Consider the following 16,324-nt stretch of genomic DNA (forward strand, 5'->3'; position numbering starts at 1 on the left):
GAGGCCTGCGGCAGAGTGGAGGCATGACCTCCACGACTGCCGTGCCCCTCCGCGAGGCTGCCCGCGCCGCCCTCGGCGAACTCGTCGGCCGCCCCGACGTCGACTTCCACGACGGCCAGTTCGAGGCGATCGAGGCGCTGGTGGAGGGGCGTCGCCGCGCGCTGGTCGTGCAGCGCACCGGGTGGGGGAAGTCGGCGGTGTACTTCGTCGCGACCCTCCTGCGCCGCCGGCAGGGCACCGGCCCCACCGTGCTCGTCTCCCCGCTCCTGGCGCTCATGCGCGACCAGATCGCCGCGGCCGAGCGCGCGGGGGTGCGCGCGGTCGCCATCAACTCGACGAACGCGCACGAATGGGCGGAGGTGCAGGGCAGCCTCGCTCGGGACGAGGTCGACGTGCTGCTCGTCTCCCCGGAGCGGCTGAACAACCCGGCCTTCCGCGAGGAGCAGCTGCCGACGCTGGTGGCGCGGCTCGGCATGCTCGTCGTCGACGAGGCGCACTGCATCAGCGACTGGGGGCACGACTTCCGTCCGGACTACCGCCGGCTCCGCGATCTCATCGCGCAGATGCCGGCGGACGTGCCGGTGCTGGCGACGACCGCGACGGCCAACAGTCGCGTGGTGGCCGACGTCGCGGAGCAGCTCGGGGCGCTGCCGGGTGGCGCGAGCGGAGCGGAGGCGGTGCCCGTGCTCACGATCCGGGGGCCGCTCGCCCGCACCTCGCTGCGGCTCGGCGTGCTCCGCCTCAGGGACTCGGCGAGCCGCCTGGCCTGGCTGCTCAGTCACCTCGACGACCTCCCCGGCAGCGGGATCATCTACACGCTGACGGTGGCGGCGGCGGTCGACACCGCCCGATTCCTGCGCGACCACGGCCACGACGTGCGCGCCTACACCGGCCAGACCGATCCCGAGGAGCGCGCCGAGTCGGAGGGCATGCTCAAGCGGAACGAGGTGAAGGCGCTCGTCGCGACCAGCGCCCTCGGCATGGGGTTCGACAAGCCGGACCTCGGGTTCGTCGTGCATCTCGGTGCCCCGTCCTCGCCCGTCGCGTACTACCAGCAGGTCGGACGAGCCGGGCGTGCCAGCGAGAGCGCGGACGTGCTCCTGCTCCCCGGTGTCGAGGACCGTGAGATCTGGCACTACTTCGCGACCGCGTCGATGCCCGATCGGGAGCGCGCGGAACGGGTCATCGCGGCGCTCGGCGACAGCCCGATCTCCACGCCGGCGCTGGAGGCCGTCGTCGACATCCGTCGTACGCCCCTCGAGCTGCTGCTGAAGGTGCTCGACGTGGACGGTGCCGTGCGCCGTGTGCAGGGCGGCTGGGTCGCGACGGGACAGCCGTGGACGTACGACGCCGAGCGCTACGAGCGCATCGCCGCCGAACGGGTCGCGGAGCAGGAGCACATGCTGGAGTACGAGCGCACGGACGGCTGTCGCATGGCCTTCCTGCAGCGGGCGCTCGACGACGACACCGCGGCTCCCTGCGGTCGGTGCGACAACTGCGCGGGCGTGTGGTTCGCGGCGGAGATCGCGCAGACGGCGAGTGCACAGGCGACGGAGTCCCTGGACCGGGTCGGTGTGCCGGTCGAGCCTCGCCGCGCGTGGCCGACCGGCGCCGACCGTCTGGGCGTGCCGGTGCGCGGTCGCATCCCCGCGGGGGAGCAGGCCGACGAGGGACGCGCCCTCGCCCGGCTCACCGACCTCGGCTGGGGCGGCGCGCTGCGCGAGATCTTCGCCGCGGGTGCCGCGGACGCGCCGATCAGCCCGGCGCTGCTGCAGGCCTGCGTGCGCGTGCTGGCCGGGTGGGACTGGGCGGAGCGGCCGATGGCTGTGGTCGCGATGCCGTCGCGCTCGCATCCGCAGCTCGTCGACTCCCTCGCCCGCGGGCTCTCGGAGATCGGGCGGCTGCCGTACCTCGGCGCGCTGGAGTGGCGGAACGGGGGTCCCTCGGGGCAGGCGGGCGGGAACAGCGTGTTCCGGCTCGCGGGGGTGTGGGATCGGTTCGACGCGGCGCATCTCGAGGTCCCCGCCGGTCCGGTGCTGCTCGTCGACGACCTCATCGACAGTCGCTGGACCCTGACGGTCGCGGCGCGCGCGGTGCGGCAGGCCGGAGCCACGGCCGTGCTGCCGTTCGCGCTCGGCCTGCGCGGCTGAGCACCGGTCCCCGAACCGACGCCGTCAGTCCTCGGCGGGGGCCACGGGTGGCGGCCAGGTCGTCGCGCCGAGTTCGCGGGAGATGTTCCGTGCCGTGTCCCGCAGCGCGTGCATGGTCGCGTCGGATGCGGGTGCCTCCGACGTCGGCAGCACGACGGCGACGGCGGCGACGATCGTGTTCGAGGCGTCGGCGATCGGGGCGGCGAGGGAGGATTCGCCGAGCACGGCTTCGTCCGTCTCGGCCGCCGTCCCGCGCTCCGCGATCCCCGGCAGCTCGAGGGTCAGTCGGGCGACGTCAGTCATGGTGTCGCCGGTGAGGCTGCGCAGGGGCTCCGCGAACACGCTCTGCTGGAAGCCCTGGTCGTAGGCGAGGAGCACCTTCCCCATGGCGGAGGCATGCGCGGGGACGGCCATCCCCGTCTCCAGCATCTGCGGGCTGTCGTCGGGCCGGAGGTTGTGGTGGATAACGAGGACGTCCGTGAGGTGCGGCGCGCCGAGGCGCACGGACAGCTCGGTGCGCCGGGCCAGTTCCTGCGTCCAGCGCATCGCCCGCGCTCGCACATCCAGTGTGTCGAGGTACACGTTGCTCAGCCGCAGGAGGGTAGGGCCGAGCATGTAGCGCTGTCCGCCGCGCTCCTTCGCGACGAGGCCGTGCGCGCGCAGCGACTTCACCAGCCCGTGCACGGTCGACGGCGGAAGGCTCAGGGCCGCGGCGAGATCGGTGATACCGAGGTGGCGGGCGCCCTGGAGCAGGTCGAGGATCTTCGCCGCGCGGTCGATCGCCTGGATCATGCGTCCTCCTTCCGGTCGTCGTCGAGCCGGGTTTCCGGTCGCCGGATCGATCTTGACAACCCGGCAGGCTCCGAGCATATTCGACATTGACGAATCCTTTTCGGATTTTTGCTCGAGACTCACGCCGCATCAAAGGAGATCGCAGGATGAAGAAGCTCATCAACGCCCCGGAGGACGTCCTCGTCGAGTCCCTGAAGGGCGTCGCCGCCGCGCACCCCGAACTCTCGGTCGACCTGGAGAACCACGTCATCACCCGGGCTACACCGAAGGAACAGGGCAAGGTGGCCGTCGTCTCCGGAGGGGGATCCGGCCACGAACCGCTGCACGGCGGCTACGTCGGCACCGGCATGCTCGACGCGGCCGTCGCCGGCGAGGTCTTCACCTCGCCCACCCCCGACCGCGTGCAGGTGGCGACCCAGGCGGTCGACCGCGGCGCCGGCGTGCTGCACATCGTCAAGAACTACACGGGCGACGTGCTCAACTTCGAGATGGCCGCCGAGCTCGCGGCGATGGAGGGGATCGAGGTCGGCACGGTCGTCGTGGACGACGACGTGGCCGTGCAGGACTCGCTCTACACCGCCGGCCGTCGCGGCGTCGGCCTCACCGTCCTGCTGGAGAAGCTCGTAGGGGCCGCGGCGGAGGAGGGCCGCGACCTCGCGGCGGTCGTCGACCTCGCGAAGCGCATCAACGGGCAGGGGCGCTCGATGGGCATGGCCCTCACGAGCTGCACGGTGCCCGCCGCCGGGAAGCCCACCTTCGACCTCCCCGACGATCAGATGGAGATCGGCATCGGCATCCACGGCGAGCCGGGACGGCATCGTGAGCCGCTCGCGCCGGCGTCGGAGATCGCCCGGCAGCTCGTCGAGCCGATCCTCGGCGACCTCGACGCCACCGGACCCGCGATCGTGATGCTCAACGGCATGGGCGCCACGCCCCTGATCGAGCTCTACCTCATGTACGGCGAGGTCGCCGCGATCCTGGAGAAGTCCGGCGTGCAGATCGCGCGGAACCTGGTGGGCAACTACATCACCTCCCTCGACATGGCCGGGTGCTCCGTCACGGTGCTGAAGGCCGACGACGAGCTGCTGCGGCTGTGGGACGCCCCGGTGAACACCCCCGGCCTGCGGTGGGGCGCGTGATGGCGGCCGTCGGCACCGACGTCCTCGTCGACTGGATCTCCCGCTACCGCGAGGCCGTCACCGCGCAGCGCGACTGGCTCACGGAACTGGACTCCGCGATCGGGGACGCCGACCACGGCGCGAACATGGCGCGGGGCTTCACGGCGGTCGGGGAGAAGCTCGCGGCGACGACGCCCGCGACGATCGACGAACTCCTCAAGTCCGTCGGCATGACCCTGGTGAGCTCGGTGGGCGGTGCGAGTGGCCCCCTCTACGGCACCTTCTTCCTGCGCATGGGGATGTCGGCCGGTGCGGTGACGACATTGGACGGACCGGCGCTCGCCGCGGCACTGCGGGCGGGGCTCGAGGGCATCGTCGCGCGGGGCAAGCCCGAGGCCGGCGACAAGACGATGTTCGATGCGATGGCCCCCGCGGTCGACGCTTTCGATGCCGCCCTCGCCGGCGGAGCGGATACCGCGGCGGCGGCCAGGGCGGCTGCGGACGCCGCGGCCGCCGGTCGTGACGCCACGGTGCCCCTCGTCGCCCGGAAGGGCAGAGCGAGCTACCTCGGTGAACGCAGCGCCGGACATCTCGACCCGGGAGCCGCCTCGACGGCGCTCCTGTTCGAGACGCTCGCCGCGGCCCTCGCGGACGCCGGATGATCGGGATCGTCGCCGTCTCCCACAGCGCCCGGCTCGGGGAGGCGGCGCTCGAACTCGCCCTGCAGATGGTGCCGGGCGGCGGCGTGCAGGTCCGTGTGGCGGCCGGTGCGGGTGTGGACGCGGAGGGTGCGCCGATCCTCGGGACGGACGCCGTCGCGGTGTCGGCGGCGATCGACGAGCTCGCCCCCGACGTCGACGGCGTGCTCGTGCTGATGGATCTCGGGTCGGCCGTGCTGAGCGCCGAACTCGCGCTCGAACTGCGCAGCAGCGACGTGCCGGTGCGGCTGGCTCCGGCACCGTTCGTCGAGGGGCTCCTCGCGGCGGTCGTGGCTGCGGCGGCAGGCGGCGACCTCGACGCGATCGCCGACGAAGCCTCGTCCGCCCTCGCGGCGAAGACCGGCCAGCTCCTCCCGCCGGACGCGGAAGGCACGGCGGCAGTGGACTCCGCGCCGGTGTCGGCGGGGGACGCCTCCGCCTCGCCCGACGTGGCCGGGGAGACCGTGACGCGTCGTGTGCGCGTGCGCAACCCTCTCGGCATCCATGCCCGCCCCGCCGCGCTGATCGCGGAGTCGGCGGCGGGTGCGGACGTGCGTCTGCGACGGCTGCCGGACGGCCAGGAAGCCGCGGCCGGAAGCCTGACCCGGCTGCTCGCGCTCGGGGCGCGTCCGGGGACCGAGATCGAGCTCACCGGTCGGGGAGCGGACGCCGAGGCGGCGATCGACCGCCTGGTCTCGCTCTTCCAGGGAGGGTTCGGCGAGGGCGTCGAGACGGACGAGGGCGCCGCCGGCAGCCCGGGAACCGCACCCGCGCCCGCGCCCGGCACGGTCGGGGACGCTCAGACGGGAACCGGGGCCGACCACGCGTCCGCGCCGCCGCCGGAGATCGTCTCCGGGACCGTGCTGCAGGGCCGTGGGGTCAGTCCCGGACGTGTGGCCGCGAGGGCGGTGTCCCTCGCACCGGCACTCCCGGAACCGGATGCCGAGACCGTCGTCCCGCCGGAGGGTCGGGAGGCCGAGGTCTCCACGATCGAATGGGCGGCGGTCGCCGTCGCCGATCAGCTGCGATCGCGCGCCGAGCGGGCGCGCGGAGAGGCGCGGGCGATCCTGGACGCGTCACGGCTCCTCGCCTCGGATCCTGAGCTGGTGGCCGAAGCCACCGCCCTCGTGCGCGCACAGGGGCGGACGGCGGCGCGAGCGGTCTGGGAGACCTCCGCGGCGCACGAAGCGGCGCTCACGGCTCTCGGCGGGAGGATGGCGGAACGCGCCGCCGACATCCGTGACGTTCGCGACCGCATGATCGCCGAGATCCTCCGGGTGGACATGCCAGGGGTCCCCGAGCGCGACGAGCCGTTCGTGCTCGTCGCGACCGACCTGGCTCCTGCCGACACCGCGGCGCTGGAAGGGGGCAGCTGCGTCGCCCTCGTGACAGCGGACGGCGGGCCGACCTCGCACACGGCGATCATCGCGCGCGCGCTGGGACTGCCCGCCGTGGTCGGGGTGGCCGGAGCGACGGGGATCCCCGAGGATGCCATGCTCCTCGTCGACGGCGACCACGGCACCATCCACGTCGACCCGGACGAGGCGGAGATCGCCGAGGCACGGGCCGCGGCGGTCGTCGTCACCTTCGATGGACGGGGCCGTCTCGCCGACGGGACCCGCGTGCCGCTCCTGGCCAACGTCGGAGGGGCATCGGATGCCGGGAGCGCCGCGGCGGCGCACGCCGAGGGGGTCGGACTGTTCCGCACCGAGTTCTGCTTCCTCGACCGGACCGAAGCGCCGAGCATCGAGGAGCAGGTGGAGGCGTACCGCGGGGTCCTTCGCGCGTTCCCCGGACGCAAGGTGGTCGTGCGCACGCTGGATGCGGGGAGCGACAAGCCCCTGCCGTTCGCGAACGACGACGACGAGGACAACCCGGCGCTCGGCGTCCGGGGCCTGCGTCTCTCCCGTCGCCGGCCAGCGCTGCTCGACGACCAGCTCCGCGCGCTCGCCAGGGCTGCCGACGCGGAATCCGCGGACGTGGAGGTCATGGCGCCGATGGTCGCCACGGTCGACGAGGCGGCGGACTTCGCCGCGCGGTGTCGTGCCGCGGGGCTGGACAGAGCGGGGATCATGATCGAGACCCCGGCGGCGGCGCTGCTGGCTGCCGAGCTGTTCGAGGTCGTGGACTTCGTGAGCCTGGGGACCAACGATCTCGCGCAGTACACTCTGGCCGCCGACCGGCTGTCCAGCGCGCTCGCCGATCTCAACGACCCCTGGCAGCCGGCGGTGCTGCGGCTGATCGGGACGGTCGGGGCGGCGGGGCGAGCGGCGGGCAAGCCGGTCGGGATCTGCGGGGAGGCGGCCGGTGATCCCGCGCTCGCTCCGGTACTCGTCGGGCTCGGCGCGACCTCGCTGTCGATGACGCCTCGCGCGCTCGGGCGGGTGGCGGCAGCGCTCGACGCGGTGGGCCCGGACGAGTGCCGGCGGGCGGCGGAGGGGGCGAGCCGCGCGGCGACCGCTGCGGAGGCGCGGCAGGCAGCAGCTCTCGTGCTCGGCGGAGGCGGCGCCGGCTGAGCCGCACGGCTCCTGCGTCCAGCTCCTTGCGTTACTGACCGATCGTTCAGTTAGTATGGGCGGGCGGGACGAGGTCGTCCCGCCCGAGCGCGACGAGGAGGTCGGCGATGACGGAGACGACGACGGAGACGGCGGAGGCCGTCCGGCCGAATCGGGCCATGATGGCACGAGACCGGGCCTCGGCGATGCTCGGTCTGGTCGTGGAGCGTGACGACCCCGGGCACGCGGTCGTATCCATGCGCGTCCGTGACGACATGACCAACGGCTTCCGGATCACCCACGGCGGGCTCGTGTTCGCGCTCGCCGACACCGCCTTCGCGATCGCGTGCAACGAGGACGATCGGGTGACCGTCGCCGCCGGTGCCGACATCTCGTTCCTCAAGCCCACCGTCGCGGGGCAGACCCTCACCGCGACCGCCGTCCGCCGCACCCGTAGCGGTCGCTCCGGCCTCTACGACGTGACGGTCGTGGACGAGCACGGCGACGCGGTCGCCGAGTTCCGCGGCCGCTCCCGCACGACTTCCCGCACCTTCTGACCCCGCCCCCGTCCCGAGGAGTCCCCGTGTCGACGATGACCGCCCCCGCCTCCGCCCTCCGCCCGCCCACGGCCGATGAGCTCGACCCCGAGGAGCGGGTGAGCCGCGCCGAGATCGAGCAGCTCCAGCTCGAGCGCCTGCGGTGGACCGTGCAGCACGCCTACCGCAACGTTCCGCTCTACACGCGGAAGTTCGATGAGGCGGGCGTGCACCCCGACGACATCCGCACGCTCGACGACGTGCACCGGCTGCCCTTCACCACCAAGGACGACCTGCGCGAGACGTACCCGTTCGGGATGTTCGCGGTGCCGATGGCAGACGTCGCCCGCATCCACGCGTCCAGCGGCACCACGGGGCGCCCGACCGTCGTCGGCTACACGCGTGGCGACCTCGACCGCTGGGGGTCGCTCGTGGCCCGCTCGCTCCGGGCCAGCGGGATCCGGCGCGGGATGAAGGTGCACAACGCCTACGGCTACGGCCTCTTCACGGGTGGGCTCGGGGCGCATGCCGGGATCGAGGCGCTGGGAGCGACCGTGATCCCCATGTCGGGCGGGCAGACCGCGCGCCAGGTGCAGCTCATCCGCGACTTCGAGCCGGACGCGATCCTGTGCACGCCGAGCTACCTGCTCACGATCGCCGACGCGATGGCCGCGCAGGGCATCGACCCGCGGTCCACCTCGCTCAAGGTCGCGGTGCTCGGCGCGGAGCCCTGGACCAACGAGATGCGGCACGAGCTGGAGCAGCGGCTCGGTATCGACGCCCTCGACATCTTCGGGCTCAGCGAGGTCATGGGGCCGGGCGTCGGCAACGAGTGCCTCGAGACCAAGGACGGCCCGCACCTGTGGGAGGACCACTTCCTGCCGGAGGTGATCGACGGCGACACCCTGCAGGCGCTTCCGGACGGCGAGCGGGGGGAGCTCGTCTTCACCTCGCTCACCAAGGAGGCGTTCCCCGTCATCCGGTACCGCACACGGGACATCACCCGTCTGCTCCCTGGCACGGCGCGGCCGGGGATGCGGCGCATGGAGAAGGTCACCGGACGCAACGACGACATGATCATCCTGCGCGGCGTCAACCTCTTCCCGACGCAGATCGAGGAGCTGGTGCTCGGGATCGAGCAGCTCACGCCGCACTTCATCCTGGAGCTGACGAAGGAGGGCCGGATGGACGCCCTCACCGTGCGCATCGAGCGTCACCCCGACCTCTCCGTGGAGACGTGCGAGGCGGCGGCACAGGTGCTGGTGCAGCGTATCAAGGTGTTCATCGGCTCGTCGGTCGCCGTGCGGCTGGAGGAGCCGGGGGCACTGCCGCGTAGCGAGGGCAAGTACAAGCGCGTGTATGACCTGCGCTGACACGCGGGGGTCTCGGCGGCGACCTCCGCGATGAGCGCGGCGGGCGGTGCGAGACTGAGGGGGATGTCCGAGATGCAGACCACGCGGCGCGGCCGCCCCGGGTACGACCAGCAGGGGATCCTCGCCGTCGCGGTGGCCGCCTTCAACGAGCACGGCTACGACGCGACCTCGATCGGGAAGCTCGCGGAGCGCCTCGGGCTGTCGAAGTCGGCGATCTACCATCATTTCGGGTCGAAGGACGAGATGCTCGACCGCGCCCTCGACAGCGCCCTCGGCGGGCTGGAGGCCGTGGTCGACGCGCCCCTCCCGGACAGCGGGGGAGCCGCCGATGCGGTCGCCCGCCTGGAGCACGTGCTCCGCGGGGCCGTCCATGTACTCGTGGACCAGCTCCCCGCCGTGACGCTGCTGCTGCGCGTGCGCGGGAACACCGAGGTGGAGCGCCGTGCCCTCACCCGGCGGCGGGCGTTCGACCGCCGCATCACCGCTCTCGTCGCGGAGGCGCAGGCCGAGGGCTCTCTGCGCTCCGACATCGACGCGGCCGTCGTCGCCCGTCTGACGTTCGGCATGATCAACTCGATCGTCGAGTGGTACCGCCCCGGCGGTCGCGAGGGCGCCGATCGTCTCGCGGACGACGTCGTCGCGATCGCCCTCGACGGCCTCCGCCACCCCTGACCCACGAGACCCCGGCTTCGCGCCGAGGCCCCGCCCTCTCCGCGTGGGAAGGGCGGGGCCTCGACGAGAACCCGGGGTCTCGGGGTCAGGCGGGGGTGAGCTCCTTCGCGACGAGGGTCAGGACATCGTAGGTCGCGACGAGCTCGTCGTCCTGGTTCTTCAGGACCGCGTCCCAGCGCACCTCGCCGTACTCGTCGGTCTCCCGCGGCGTGATCTGCTTGGCGGTGAGCTCGACGCGGATCTCGTCGCCGGGGGAGACCGGGGTCACGAAGCGCAGGTTCTCCAGCCCGGAGTTCGCGAGCACGGGCCCGGGAGCCGGGTCGACGAAGAGCCCCGCCGCCCACGACACGAGCAAGTAGCCGTGGGCCACGCGTCCGGGGAAGAACGGGTTCGCCGCCGCCGACGCCTCGTCCATGTGCGCGTAGAACGTGTCGCCCGTGAACGCCGCGAACGTCTCGATGTCGTCGAGGCTGACGGTGCGTGAGGGACTGACGACCTGGTCCCCGATGCGCAGCTCCGCCAGCGACTTGCGGAAGGGGTGCACGCCGTCGCCGGCGTCGAACGGACGGGCCGAGGCCCCCTGGTGCCAGACACCGGTGAGCGCGGTCATCATCTCCGGGGAGCCCTGCACCGCCGTGCGCTGCATGTGGTGCAAAACCGCCCGGATGCCACCGAGCTCCTCGCCGCCGCCGGCGCGGCCGGGGCCGCCGTGCACGAGGTTCGGGAGCGGGGAGCCGTGTCCGGTCGAGCTGCGGGCGTCGTCGCGGTCGAGGAAGAGCACGCGGCCGTTGTACGCCGCGATCCCCGCGGCCAGCGTCGTCGCGACCTCCGGGTCGTGCGTTGCGACGCTCGTCACGAGCGAGCCGCCGCCCCGGGCCACGAGCGCCGCCGCCTCGTCCAGCGTGCGGTAGCCGAGGATGCTGGAGACGGGGCCGAACGCCTCGATCTCGTTCACGGCGGGGCTCGTCGCATCGGTGAAGCGCAGGAGCATCGGCGCCACGAACGCGCCGTCCTCCGCCGGGCCCTCGCTGCCGTCCGCACGGCGGACCGTCGGGGCCTCGGGGGAGCCGATCACGAGCTCGCCGCCGCCCTCGCGGAGTCGCGCCACCTGCCGGAGCACCTCGTCGCGCTGGGCCGTCGAGGCGAGCGGTCCCATCGTCACGCCCTCGGCGCGCGGGTCGCCCACGACGATCCGCGCCGCGAGCCGGTCGCGCACGGCGGCGATCACGTCGTCCACCGCGTCCTCCGGCACGATCGCCCGCCGGATCGCGGTGCACTTCTGCCCGGCCTTCGACGTCATCTCCGCGACGAGCTGCTTCACGTAGGCGTCGAACTCCGGGGTGCCGGAGGCGGCGTCCGTGCCGAGGACCGAGGCGTTGATCGAGTCGGTCTCGCTGGTGAAGCGGACCCCGCCGGTCTGCACCGAGTCGTGCGCCCGGAGCCGCTCGGCCGTCGACGCGGAACCGGTGAACGCGACGAGGTCGCCCAGGCGGAGGTGGTCGAAGAGGTCGGGCACGCTGCCGGACACGAGCTGCAGCGACCCCTCGGGCAGCAGACCGGACTCGACCATCACGCGCACCATGGCCTCGGTGAGGTACCCGGTGGGGGTGGCGGGCTTCACGACCGTGGGGACACCGGCGAGGAAGGCCGGCGCGAACTTCTCCAGCGAGCCCCACACGGGGAAGTTGAAGGCGTTGATCTGCACCGCCACCCCGGGCAGCCGGGTGTAGATGTGCCGACCGAGGAAGGAGCCGTCGCGCGAGAGGTTCTCCACGGCGCCGTCGACGTAGACCTTCGAGTTCGGCAGCTCGCGGCGGCCCTTGCTGGAGTACGCGAAGAGCACGCCGATGCCGCCGTCGATGTCGACCCAGGAGTCCTGCGCGGTGGCGCCGGTGCGGCTGGAGAGCGCGTACAGCTCCTCTTTGCGGGCGGTCAATGCGAGCGCGAGCTGCTTGAGCAGCACGGCGCGCTGGTGGAACGTGAGCTCCCCGAGGGACGCCTGACCGGTGGTGCGGGCGAAGTCGAGCGCCGCGCCGAGGTCGAGGCCGGTCGTGGAGACGCGGGCGACCGTCTCTCCGGTCGAGGCGTCGCGCACCTCGGTGGCGTCCGCATCGGAGGCGGGCGTCCACCAGGAGCCCTGCACGTAGCTGGGGAGGATCTCGGTCATCGGGGTTCCCTTCATCAGTCGTCCCATTCGTAGAAGCCGCGTCCGCTCTTGCGGCCGAGGTGTCCTTCGGCGACGAGGCGGCGCAGCAGGGCCGGGGGTTCGAACCGCGGCCCGAGCTGTGCCGCGAGGTACTCGGCGATGCCGAGCCGGACGTCCAGCCCGACGATGTCGGTGAGCCGGAGCGGCCCGACCGGGTGCTTGTAGCCGAGGGTCATGGCGGCGTCGATGTCGGCGGCGTCGGCGACGCCGTCCTCGAGCATCCGGATCGCCTCGAGGCCGAGGGCGACGCCGAGGCGGGAGGACGCGAAACCGGGGGCGTCGGCGACGACGATGGGCGTCTTGCCCAGCGCGCGGACCCAGGAAGCCGCGTCCGCGACGAGGTCCGGCGCGGTCGCGGCGCCGCGCACGACCTCCACGAGCGTGGAGGCGGGCACGGGGTTGAAGAAGTGCATCCCGAGGAACCGGGTGGGGCGGTCGAGCACGGCTGCGAGCTCGTCGATCGAGATGGACGAGGTGTTGGACGCGAGCGCCGCATCGTCCGCGAGGTGCTGCTCGACACGGGTGAGCGCCTCGATCTTGAGCGACAGCTCCTCCGGGACGGCTTCGACGACGAGGGTGCAGTCCGCGAGCAGTGCGGTGTCGGTCCCGGTCGCGAAGCGGGCGCGATACGCCTCGGCGGTCTCGACGGCCGTGCCGCGGGAGAGCGAGGCGTCGATCGACGCGTGCACGCGGGCGGCGGCGGCCGCGGCGGCGTCGTCGTCCCGCTCGACGACGGTCACGGGGGATCCGGCGAGGAGGAAGGCGTGGGCGATACCGGCGCCCATGCGTCCGCCACCCAGCACGCCGACGCGGGCCGGGACTGCGGCCTCGGGGGAGGAGGGCGTGCTCATCGGTCTCTCCGTTCCAGGAAGGCGGTCATGCGACGGTGCTTCTCCGGGCTCTCGAACAGCGCGGCCTGCTCCTCGAGGTCGGCTGCGGGGTGCTGGTCGCGCGGCGCCCGGAAGACCCGCTTGGTCGCGATGGTCGCCGCGGGGTCGTTGCGGGCGATGCGGTCGGCGACCGCGTGGGCGGCGGCGAGGAGATCGGCGGGTTCGTGCAGCGAGGAGACGAGCCCGATGCGGAAGGCCTCCTCGGCGTGCACGGTGCGTCCCGTGAGCAGCAGTTCGATGGCACGGGCGTCGCCCACGATCTCCTTGAGCCGCCAGCTCGCTCCGGCGGCGGCGAGGATGCCCAGGCCGGTCTCCGGGTTGCCGATCTTCAGGGTCGGCGTCGCGAGGCGGATGTCGGCGGCATACGCGAGTTCCGCGCCACCGCCGAGCGCGTAGCCGTCGATCGCGGCGATCACCGGCATCGGCAGCTCCGCGACGCGGACGAACGCGTGGGCGTTGATGCCGCGACGGGCGTCGTCGGCGCGACGGTCCCGGAGCTCCGCGATGTCGGCGCCCGCCGCGAACACCCCGTCGGCGCCGGTGAGGATGAGCGTGCGCGGCATCTCCTCCAGCTCGGCGCACAGCGCGTGCAGGGCGTCGATCGTGGCCTGGTCGATCGCGTTGCGCTTGTGCGGACGGTTCAGGGTCGCGACGACGCGGTCCGCGGTGCGGGTGACGAGCAGCGGCTCGTCCGCGCCCCTCACACCTTCTCCAGGATCACGGCCGCGCCCTGGCCGACGCCGACGCACATCGTGGCGAGGCCGTAGCGGGAGTCCTCGCGTTCCATGCGTCCCATCAGCGTCACGAGCAGGCGTGAGCCGGACGAGCCGAGCGGGTGGCCGAGGGCGATGGCTCCGCCGTCGGCGTTCACGCGGTCCTCGTCGAGGCCGAGCCGCTGGATGCAGGCGAGCGACTGCGAGGCGAACGCCTCGTTGAGCTCCACCGCGCCGATGTCGTCGAGGGAGAGCCCCGAACGGCGCAACGCCTTCTCCGTCGCGGGGACCGGTCCGAGTCCCATGATCTCCGGAGCCAGGGCGGCGGAGGTGCCGACGACGATCCGCGCGCGGGGCGTCAATCCGTGGCGCTCGACGGCTTCGGCGCTCGCCACGAGCACGGCCGAGGCGCCGTCGTTGAGGGCGCTGGAATTGCCGGCCGTGACGACCTCTCCGCCGGCCACGACGGGGCGGAGGCGCGCGAGCACCTCGAGGGTCGTGTCCGGACGCGGGCCCTCGTCGACGAGCACCTCGCCGTCGCGGACCGGCACGCCGACGATCTCCGGGGCGAAGCGGCCCGCGGCGATCGCGGCGGCGGCGCGCTGCTGGGAGCGGACGGCGAAGGCGTCGGCCTCGGCGCGCGTGATGCCGTCGACGCGGGCCACCTCCTCCGCCGTCTCCGGCATGGTGAAGGTGGCCTTGTCCCGCGCGGCGAGCCGCGGGTTCGGGAAGCGCCAGCCGATGGAGGTGTCGAAGGCGGCTCCGGGCTTCGCCCACGCCTTCTCCGGCTTGGCCTGCACCCAGGGGGCGCGGGTCATGGACTCGACGCCGCCGGCGACGAGGAGATCGGCGTCGCCCGCGCGGATCGCCTGCGCGGCCATGGTCACCGCGGACATCCCGGAGGCGCACAGGCGGTTGACCGTGATGCCCGGCACGGTGTCGGGGAGACCGGCGAGGAGCACGGCCATCCGGGCCACGTTCCGGTTGTCCTCTCCGGCCTGGTTGGCGGCGCCGAGGATGACCTCGTCCAGCTCGGTACGCGCCGGGTCGAGCCCGGCGCGGCGCACGGCCTCGCCGACCACGAGCGCCGCGAGGTCGTCGGGACGGACGGCGGAGAGGGTGCCGCCGTAACGGCCGACCGGGGTGCGGACCCCTCCGACGAGGTAGGCCTCTGGCATGCGGATCTCCTGACTTCGTCGTCCTGGTGTGGTCCGGGAACGGCCGGTCGTGAATTACTGACCGATCGTAAGGTAATTATGGCACAGGCGCACGGCCGGCCGCGATCCCGGACCGGGCGTCAGACGCTGAGATCCACGCCCTTCGTCTCCTTCACCAGCGAGACGCCGATGAGCGAGATGATCGACGCGACCGCGATGTACACGCCGATCGTCCACGCGGCGTGGAACTGGTTCAGCAGCGCCTCCGCGATCATCGGTGCGAACGCGCCGCCGAGGATGGCGCCGAGGGCGTAGCCGATCGAGACGCCCGAGTACCGCACGTTCGCAGGGAACATCTCGGCGTACAGCGCCGCCTGCGGGCCGTACGAGAGTCCGAGTGCGAACGTCATGACGAACAGGGCCACGAAGTACCAGACGATGTTCGCCGTGTCGATGAGGAACCACATCGGGATCGCCCACACCGCAAGGGCGACGTACCCGATCTGGAACGTGCGGATCCGGCCGAGACGGTCGGAGAGCGCCCCGCCCCAGAGGGTGAAGATCAGCCACCCGAACGAGGCCAGCGTCGTCGCCAGCAGCACCGGCGGGCGCTCCATGCCGAGGCCCGTGACCGCGTACGTCGCGAAGAAGGCGATCAGCAGGTAACCCGCGGCGTTGTTCGCGATGAAGATGACGGCCGTGAGCACGACCTTCTTCGTGTGCGCGCGGAAGAGCTGTCCGAGCGGGGCCGAGGCCTCCTTGCGGCGGCGGCGGAGGTCTTCGAACACGGGGCTCTCGTCGACGGCGCGGCGGATGACGTAGCCGACCGCGATGAGCACGATGGAGAGCAGGAACGGGATACGCCAGCCCCACTCGAGGAAGGCCTCGGGAGACATCGAACTCGTGAGCGCCCACAGGGTGAAGGTGGCGAGGATCATGCCGACCGGCACGCCGATCTGCGGGAACGCGCCGAACAGGCCGCGTCGCGCCGACGGGGCGTGCTCGACGGCCATCAGGGCTGCTCCGCCCCATTCGCCGCCGGCCGAGAAGCCCTGCAGGATGCGCAGGAGGATCAGGAGGATCGGGGCGGCGACGCCGATGGCGGCGTACGTCGGCAGCAGGCCGATGAGGGACGTGGACAGTCCCATCATCACGAGGGTGAAGACGAGCATCTTCTTCCGGCCGAGCTTGTCGCCGAGGTGCCCGGCGACGATCGCACCGAGCGGGCGGAAGAGGAACGAGATGCCGATGGTCGCGAACGAGAGCACCTGGGCGAGCCCGGGGCTCGACTCCGCGATGGGAGCGAGGAAGAGCGGGGCGAGCACGAGGCCCGCCGCCTGGGCGTAGATGAAGAAGTCGTACCATTCGATCGACGTCCCCACGAGGGTGCCGGCGAGGACGCGCCGCTCCTCTGCGGGCATCCTTCCGGTCGACGAGGCGGCTGCGGTGGCTGAGGTCATGCGAACTCCGTTGTTCTGCGAGGGGGGAGCACCGACGCGGGTACGTCGGCGATGACTTACCGAA

Annotated in this window: 13 protein-coding genes; 7 read left to right on the forward strand and 6 right to left on the reverse strand. The window is 72.7% G+C overall.

Features of this window, described 5'->3' with window-relative positions:
- Positions 1 to 23 precede the first annotated feature (23 nt).
- Complete coding sequence (locus AC3B5L_RS05050; RefSeq protein WP_259952007.1) at positions 24 to 2,150, forward strand: RecQ family ATP-dependent DNA helicase; 2,127 nt, start codon at positions 24 to 26, stop codon at positions 2,148 to 2,150.
- A gap of 24 nt (positions 2,151 to 2,174) precedes the next feature.
- Here AC3B5L_RS05050 and AC3B5L_RS05055 read toward each other — a convergent pair whose 3' ends face one another.
- Positions 2,175 to 2,942 (reverse strand): IclR family transcriptional regulator, encoded by a 768-nt coding sequence (locus tag AC3B5L_RS05055; protein ID WP_259952009.1) that lies wholly within the window; start codon positions 2,940 to 2,942, stop codon positions 2,175 to 2,177.
- A gap of 146 nt (positions 2,943 to 3,088) precedes the next feature.
- On the opposite strand from AC3B5L_RS05055, the gene dhaK reads away from it, so the two are divergent.
- From dhaK to AC3B5L_RS05085, 6 genes are all read left to right on the forward strand, one after another.
- On the forward strand, positions 3,089 to 4,081 hold the full coding sequence (gene dhaK / locus AC3B5L_RS05060; RefSeq protein WP_259952011.1) for a dihydroxyacetone kinase subunit DhaK: 993 nt from the start codon (positions 3,089 to 3,091) through the stop codon (positions 4,079 to 4,081).
- A complete protein-coding gene (gene dhaL, locus AC3B5L_RS05065) occupies positions 4,081 to 4,722 on the forward strand; it encodes a dihydroxyacetone kinase subunit DhaL (RefSeq protein WP_259952013.1) in 642 nt (213 codons plus the stop codon). The genes dhaK and dhaL overlap by 1 nt, the downstream gene beginning before the upstream one ends.
- A complete protein-coding gene (gene ptsP, locus AC3B5L_RS05070) occupies positions 4,719 to 7,274 on the forward strand; it encodes a phosphoenolpyruvate--protein phosphotransferase (protein WP_259952015.1) in 2,556 nt (851 codons plus the stop codon). Before dhaL ends, ptsP begins: the two co-directional genes overlap by 4 nt.
- Before the next feature lie 107 nt (positions 7,275 to 7,381).
- Positions 7,382 to 7,810, forward strand: coding sequence for a hydroxyphenylacetyl-CoA thioesterase PaaI (paaI, locus tag AC3B5L_RS05075; protein WP_490096246.1), 429 nt, complete (start codon positions 7,382 to 7,384; stop codon positions 7,808 to 7,810).
- 35 nt (positions 7,811 to 7,845) lie between these two features.
- Entirely contained in the window at positions 7,846 to 9,162 is a 1,317-nt protein-coding gene (gene paaK / locus AC3B5L_RS05080) for a phenylacetate--CoA ligase PaaK (RefSeq protein ID WP_187664108.1), read from the forward strand.
- A gap of 63 nt (positions 9,163 to 9,225) precedes the next feature.
- Positions 9,226 to 9,834 (forward strand): TetR/AcrR family transcriptional regulator, encoded by a 609-nt coding sequence (locus AC3B5L_RS05085; RefSeq protein WP_490096247.1) that lies wholly within the window; start codon positions 9,226 to 9,228, stop codon positions 9,832 to 9,834.
- Positions 9,835 to 9,919: 85 nt separating this feature from the next.
- Here the strand turns inward: AC3B5L_RS05085 and paaZ are convergent, their stop codons facing one another.
- The 5 genes from paaZ to AC3B5L_RS05110 all read right to left on the reverse strand — a co-directional run bounded on the left by paaZ (position 9,920) and on the right by AC3B5L_RS05110 (position 16,260).
- On the reverse strand, positions 9,920 to 12,001 hold the full coding sequence (gene paaZ, locus AC3B5L_RS05090) for a phenylacetic acid degradation bifunctional protein PaaZ (RefSeq protein ID WP_490096248.1): 2,082 nt from the start codon (positions 11,999 to 12,001) through the stop codon (positions 9,920 to 9,922).
- Positions 12,002 to 12,015: 14 nt separating this feature from the next.
- The gene (locus AC3B5L_RS05095) at positions 12,016 to 12,891 is read right to left on the reverse strand and encodes a 3-hydroxyacyl-CoA dehydrogenase family protein (RefSeq protein WP_268777139.1); all 876 of its coding nucleotides are present in this window, start codon (positions 12,889 to 12,891) and stop codon (positions 12,016 to 12,018) included.
- Positions 12,888 to 13,634: an enoyl-CoA hydratase/isomerase family protein gene (locus AC3B5L_RS05100; RefSeq protein ID WP_259952026.1), complete on the reverse strand. Its 747-nt coding sequence runs from the start codon at positions 13,632 to 13,634 to the stop codon at positions 12,888 to 12,890. The genes AC3B5L_RS05095 and AC3B5L_RS05100 overlap by 4 nt, the downstream gene beginning before the upstream one ends.
- Positions 13,631 to 14,821, reverse strand: a complete 1,191-nt coding sequence (locus AC3B5L_RS05105) for a thiolase family protein (RefSeq protein ID WP_268777137.1) — start codon at positions 14,819 to 14,821, stop codon at positions 13,631 to 13,633. Before AC3B5L_RS05105 ends, AC3B5L_RS05100 begins: the two co-directional genes overlap by 4 nt.
- Before the next feature lie 119 nt (positions 14,822 to 14,940).
- Positions 14,941 to 16,260 (reverse strand): MFS transporter, encoded by a 1,320-nt coding sequence (locus AC3B5L_RS05110; protein ID WP_268777136.1) that lies wholly within the window; start codon positions 16,258 to 16,260, stop codon positions 14,941 to 14,943.
- Between the last annotated feature and the right edge of the window lie 64 nt (positions 16,261 to 16,324).

This window comes from Microbacterium sp. C-MGS6 (assembly GCF_058140415.1).

Coding starts and splice junctions, on each gene's coding strand:
- AC3B5L_RS05050 (WP_259952007.1), top strand. CDS start 24: ATGACCTCCACGACTGCCGTGCCCCTCCGCGAGGCTGCCCGCGCCGCC.
- AC3B5L_RS05055 (WP_259952009.1), bottom strand. CDS start 2,942: ATGATCCAGGCGATCGACCGCGCGGCGAAGATCCTCGACCTGCTCCAG.
- dhaK (WP_259952011.1), top strand. CDS start 3,089: ATGAAGAAGCTCATCAACGCCCCGGAGGACGTCCTCGTCGAGTCCCTG.
- dhaL (WP_259952013.1), top strand. CDS start 4,081: ATGGCGGCCGTCGGCACCGACGTCCTCGTCGACTGGATCTCCCGCTAC.
- ptsP (WP_259952015.1), top strand. CDS start 4,719: ATGATCGGGATCGTCGCCGTCTCCCACAGCGCCCGGCTCGGGGAGGCG.
- paaI (WP_490096246.1), top strand. CDS start 7,382: ATGACGGAGACGACGACGGAGACGGCGGAGGCCGTCCGGCCGAATCGG.
- paaK (WP_187664108.1), top strand. CDS start 7,846: ATGACCGCCCCCGCCTCCGCCCTCCGCCCGCCCACGGCCGATGAGCTC.
- AC3B5L_RS05085 (WP_490096247.1), top strand. CDS start 9,226: ATGTCCGAGATGCAGACCACGCGGCGCGGCCGCCCCGGGTACGACCAG.
- paaZ (WP_490096248.1), bottom strand. CDS start 12,001: ATGACCGAGATCCTCCCCAGCTACGTGCAGGGCTCCTGGTGGACGCCC.
- AC3B5L_RS05095 (WP_268777139.1), bottom strand. CDS start 12,891: ATGAGCACGCCCTCCTCCCCCGAGGCCGCAGTCCCGGCCCGCGTCGGC.
- AC3B5L_RS05105 (WP_268777137.1), bottom strand. CDS start 14,821: ATGCCAGAGGCCTACCTCGTCGGAGGGGTCCGCACCCCGGTCGGCCGT.
- AC3B5L_RS05110 (WP_268777136.1), bottom strand. CDS start 16,260: ATGACCTCAGCCACCGCAGCCGCCTCGTCGACCGGAAGGATGCCCGCA.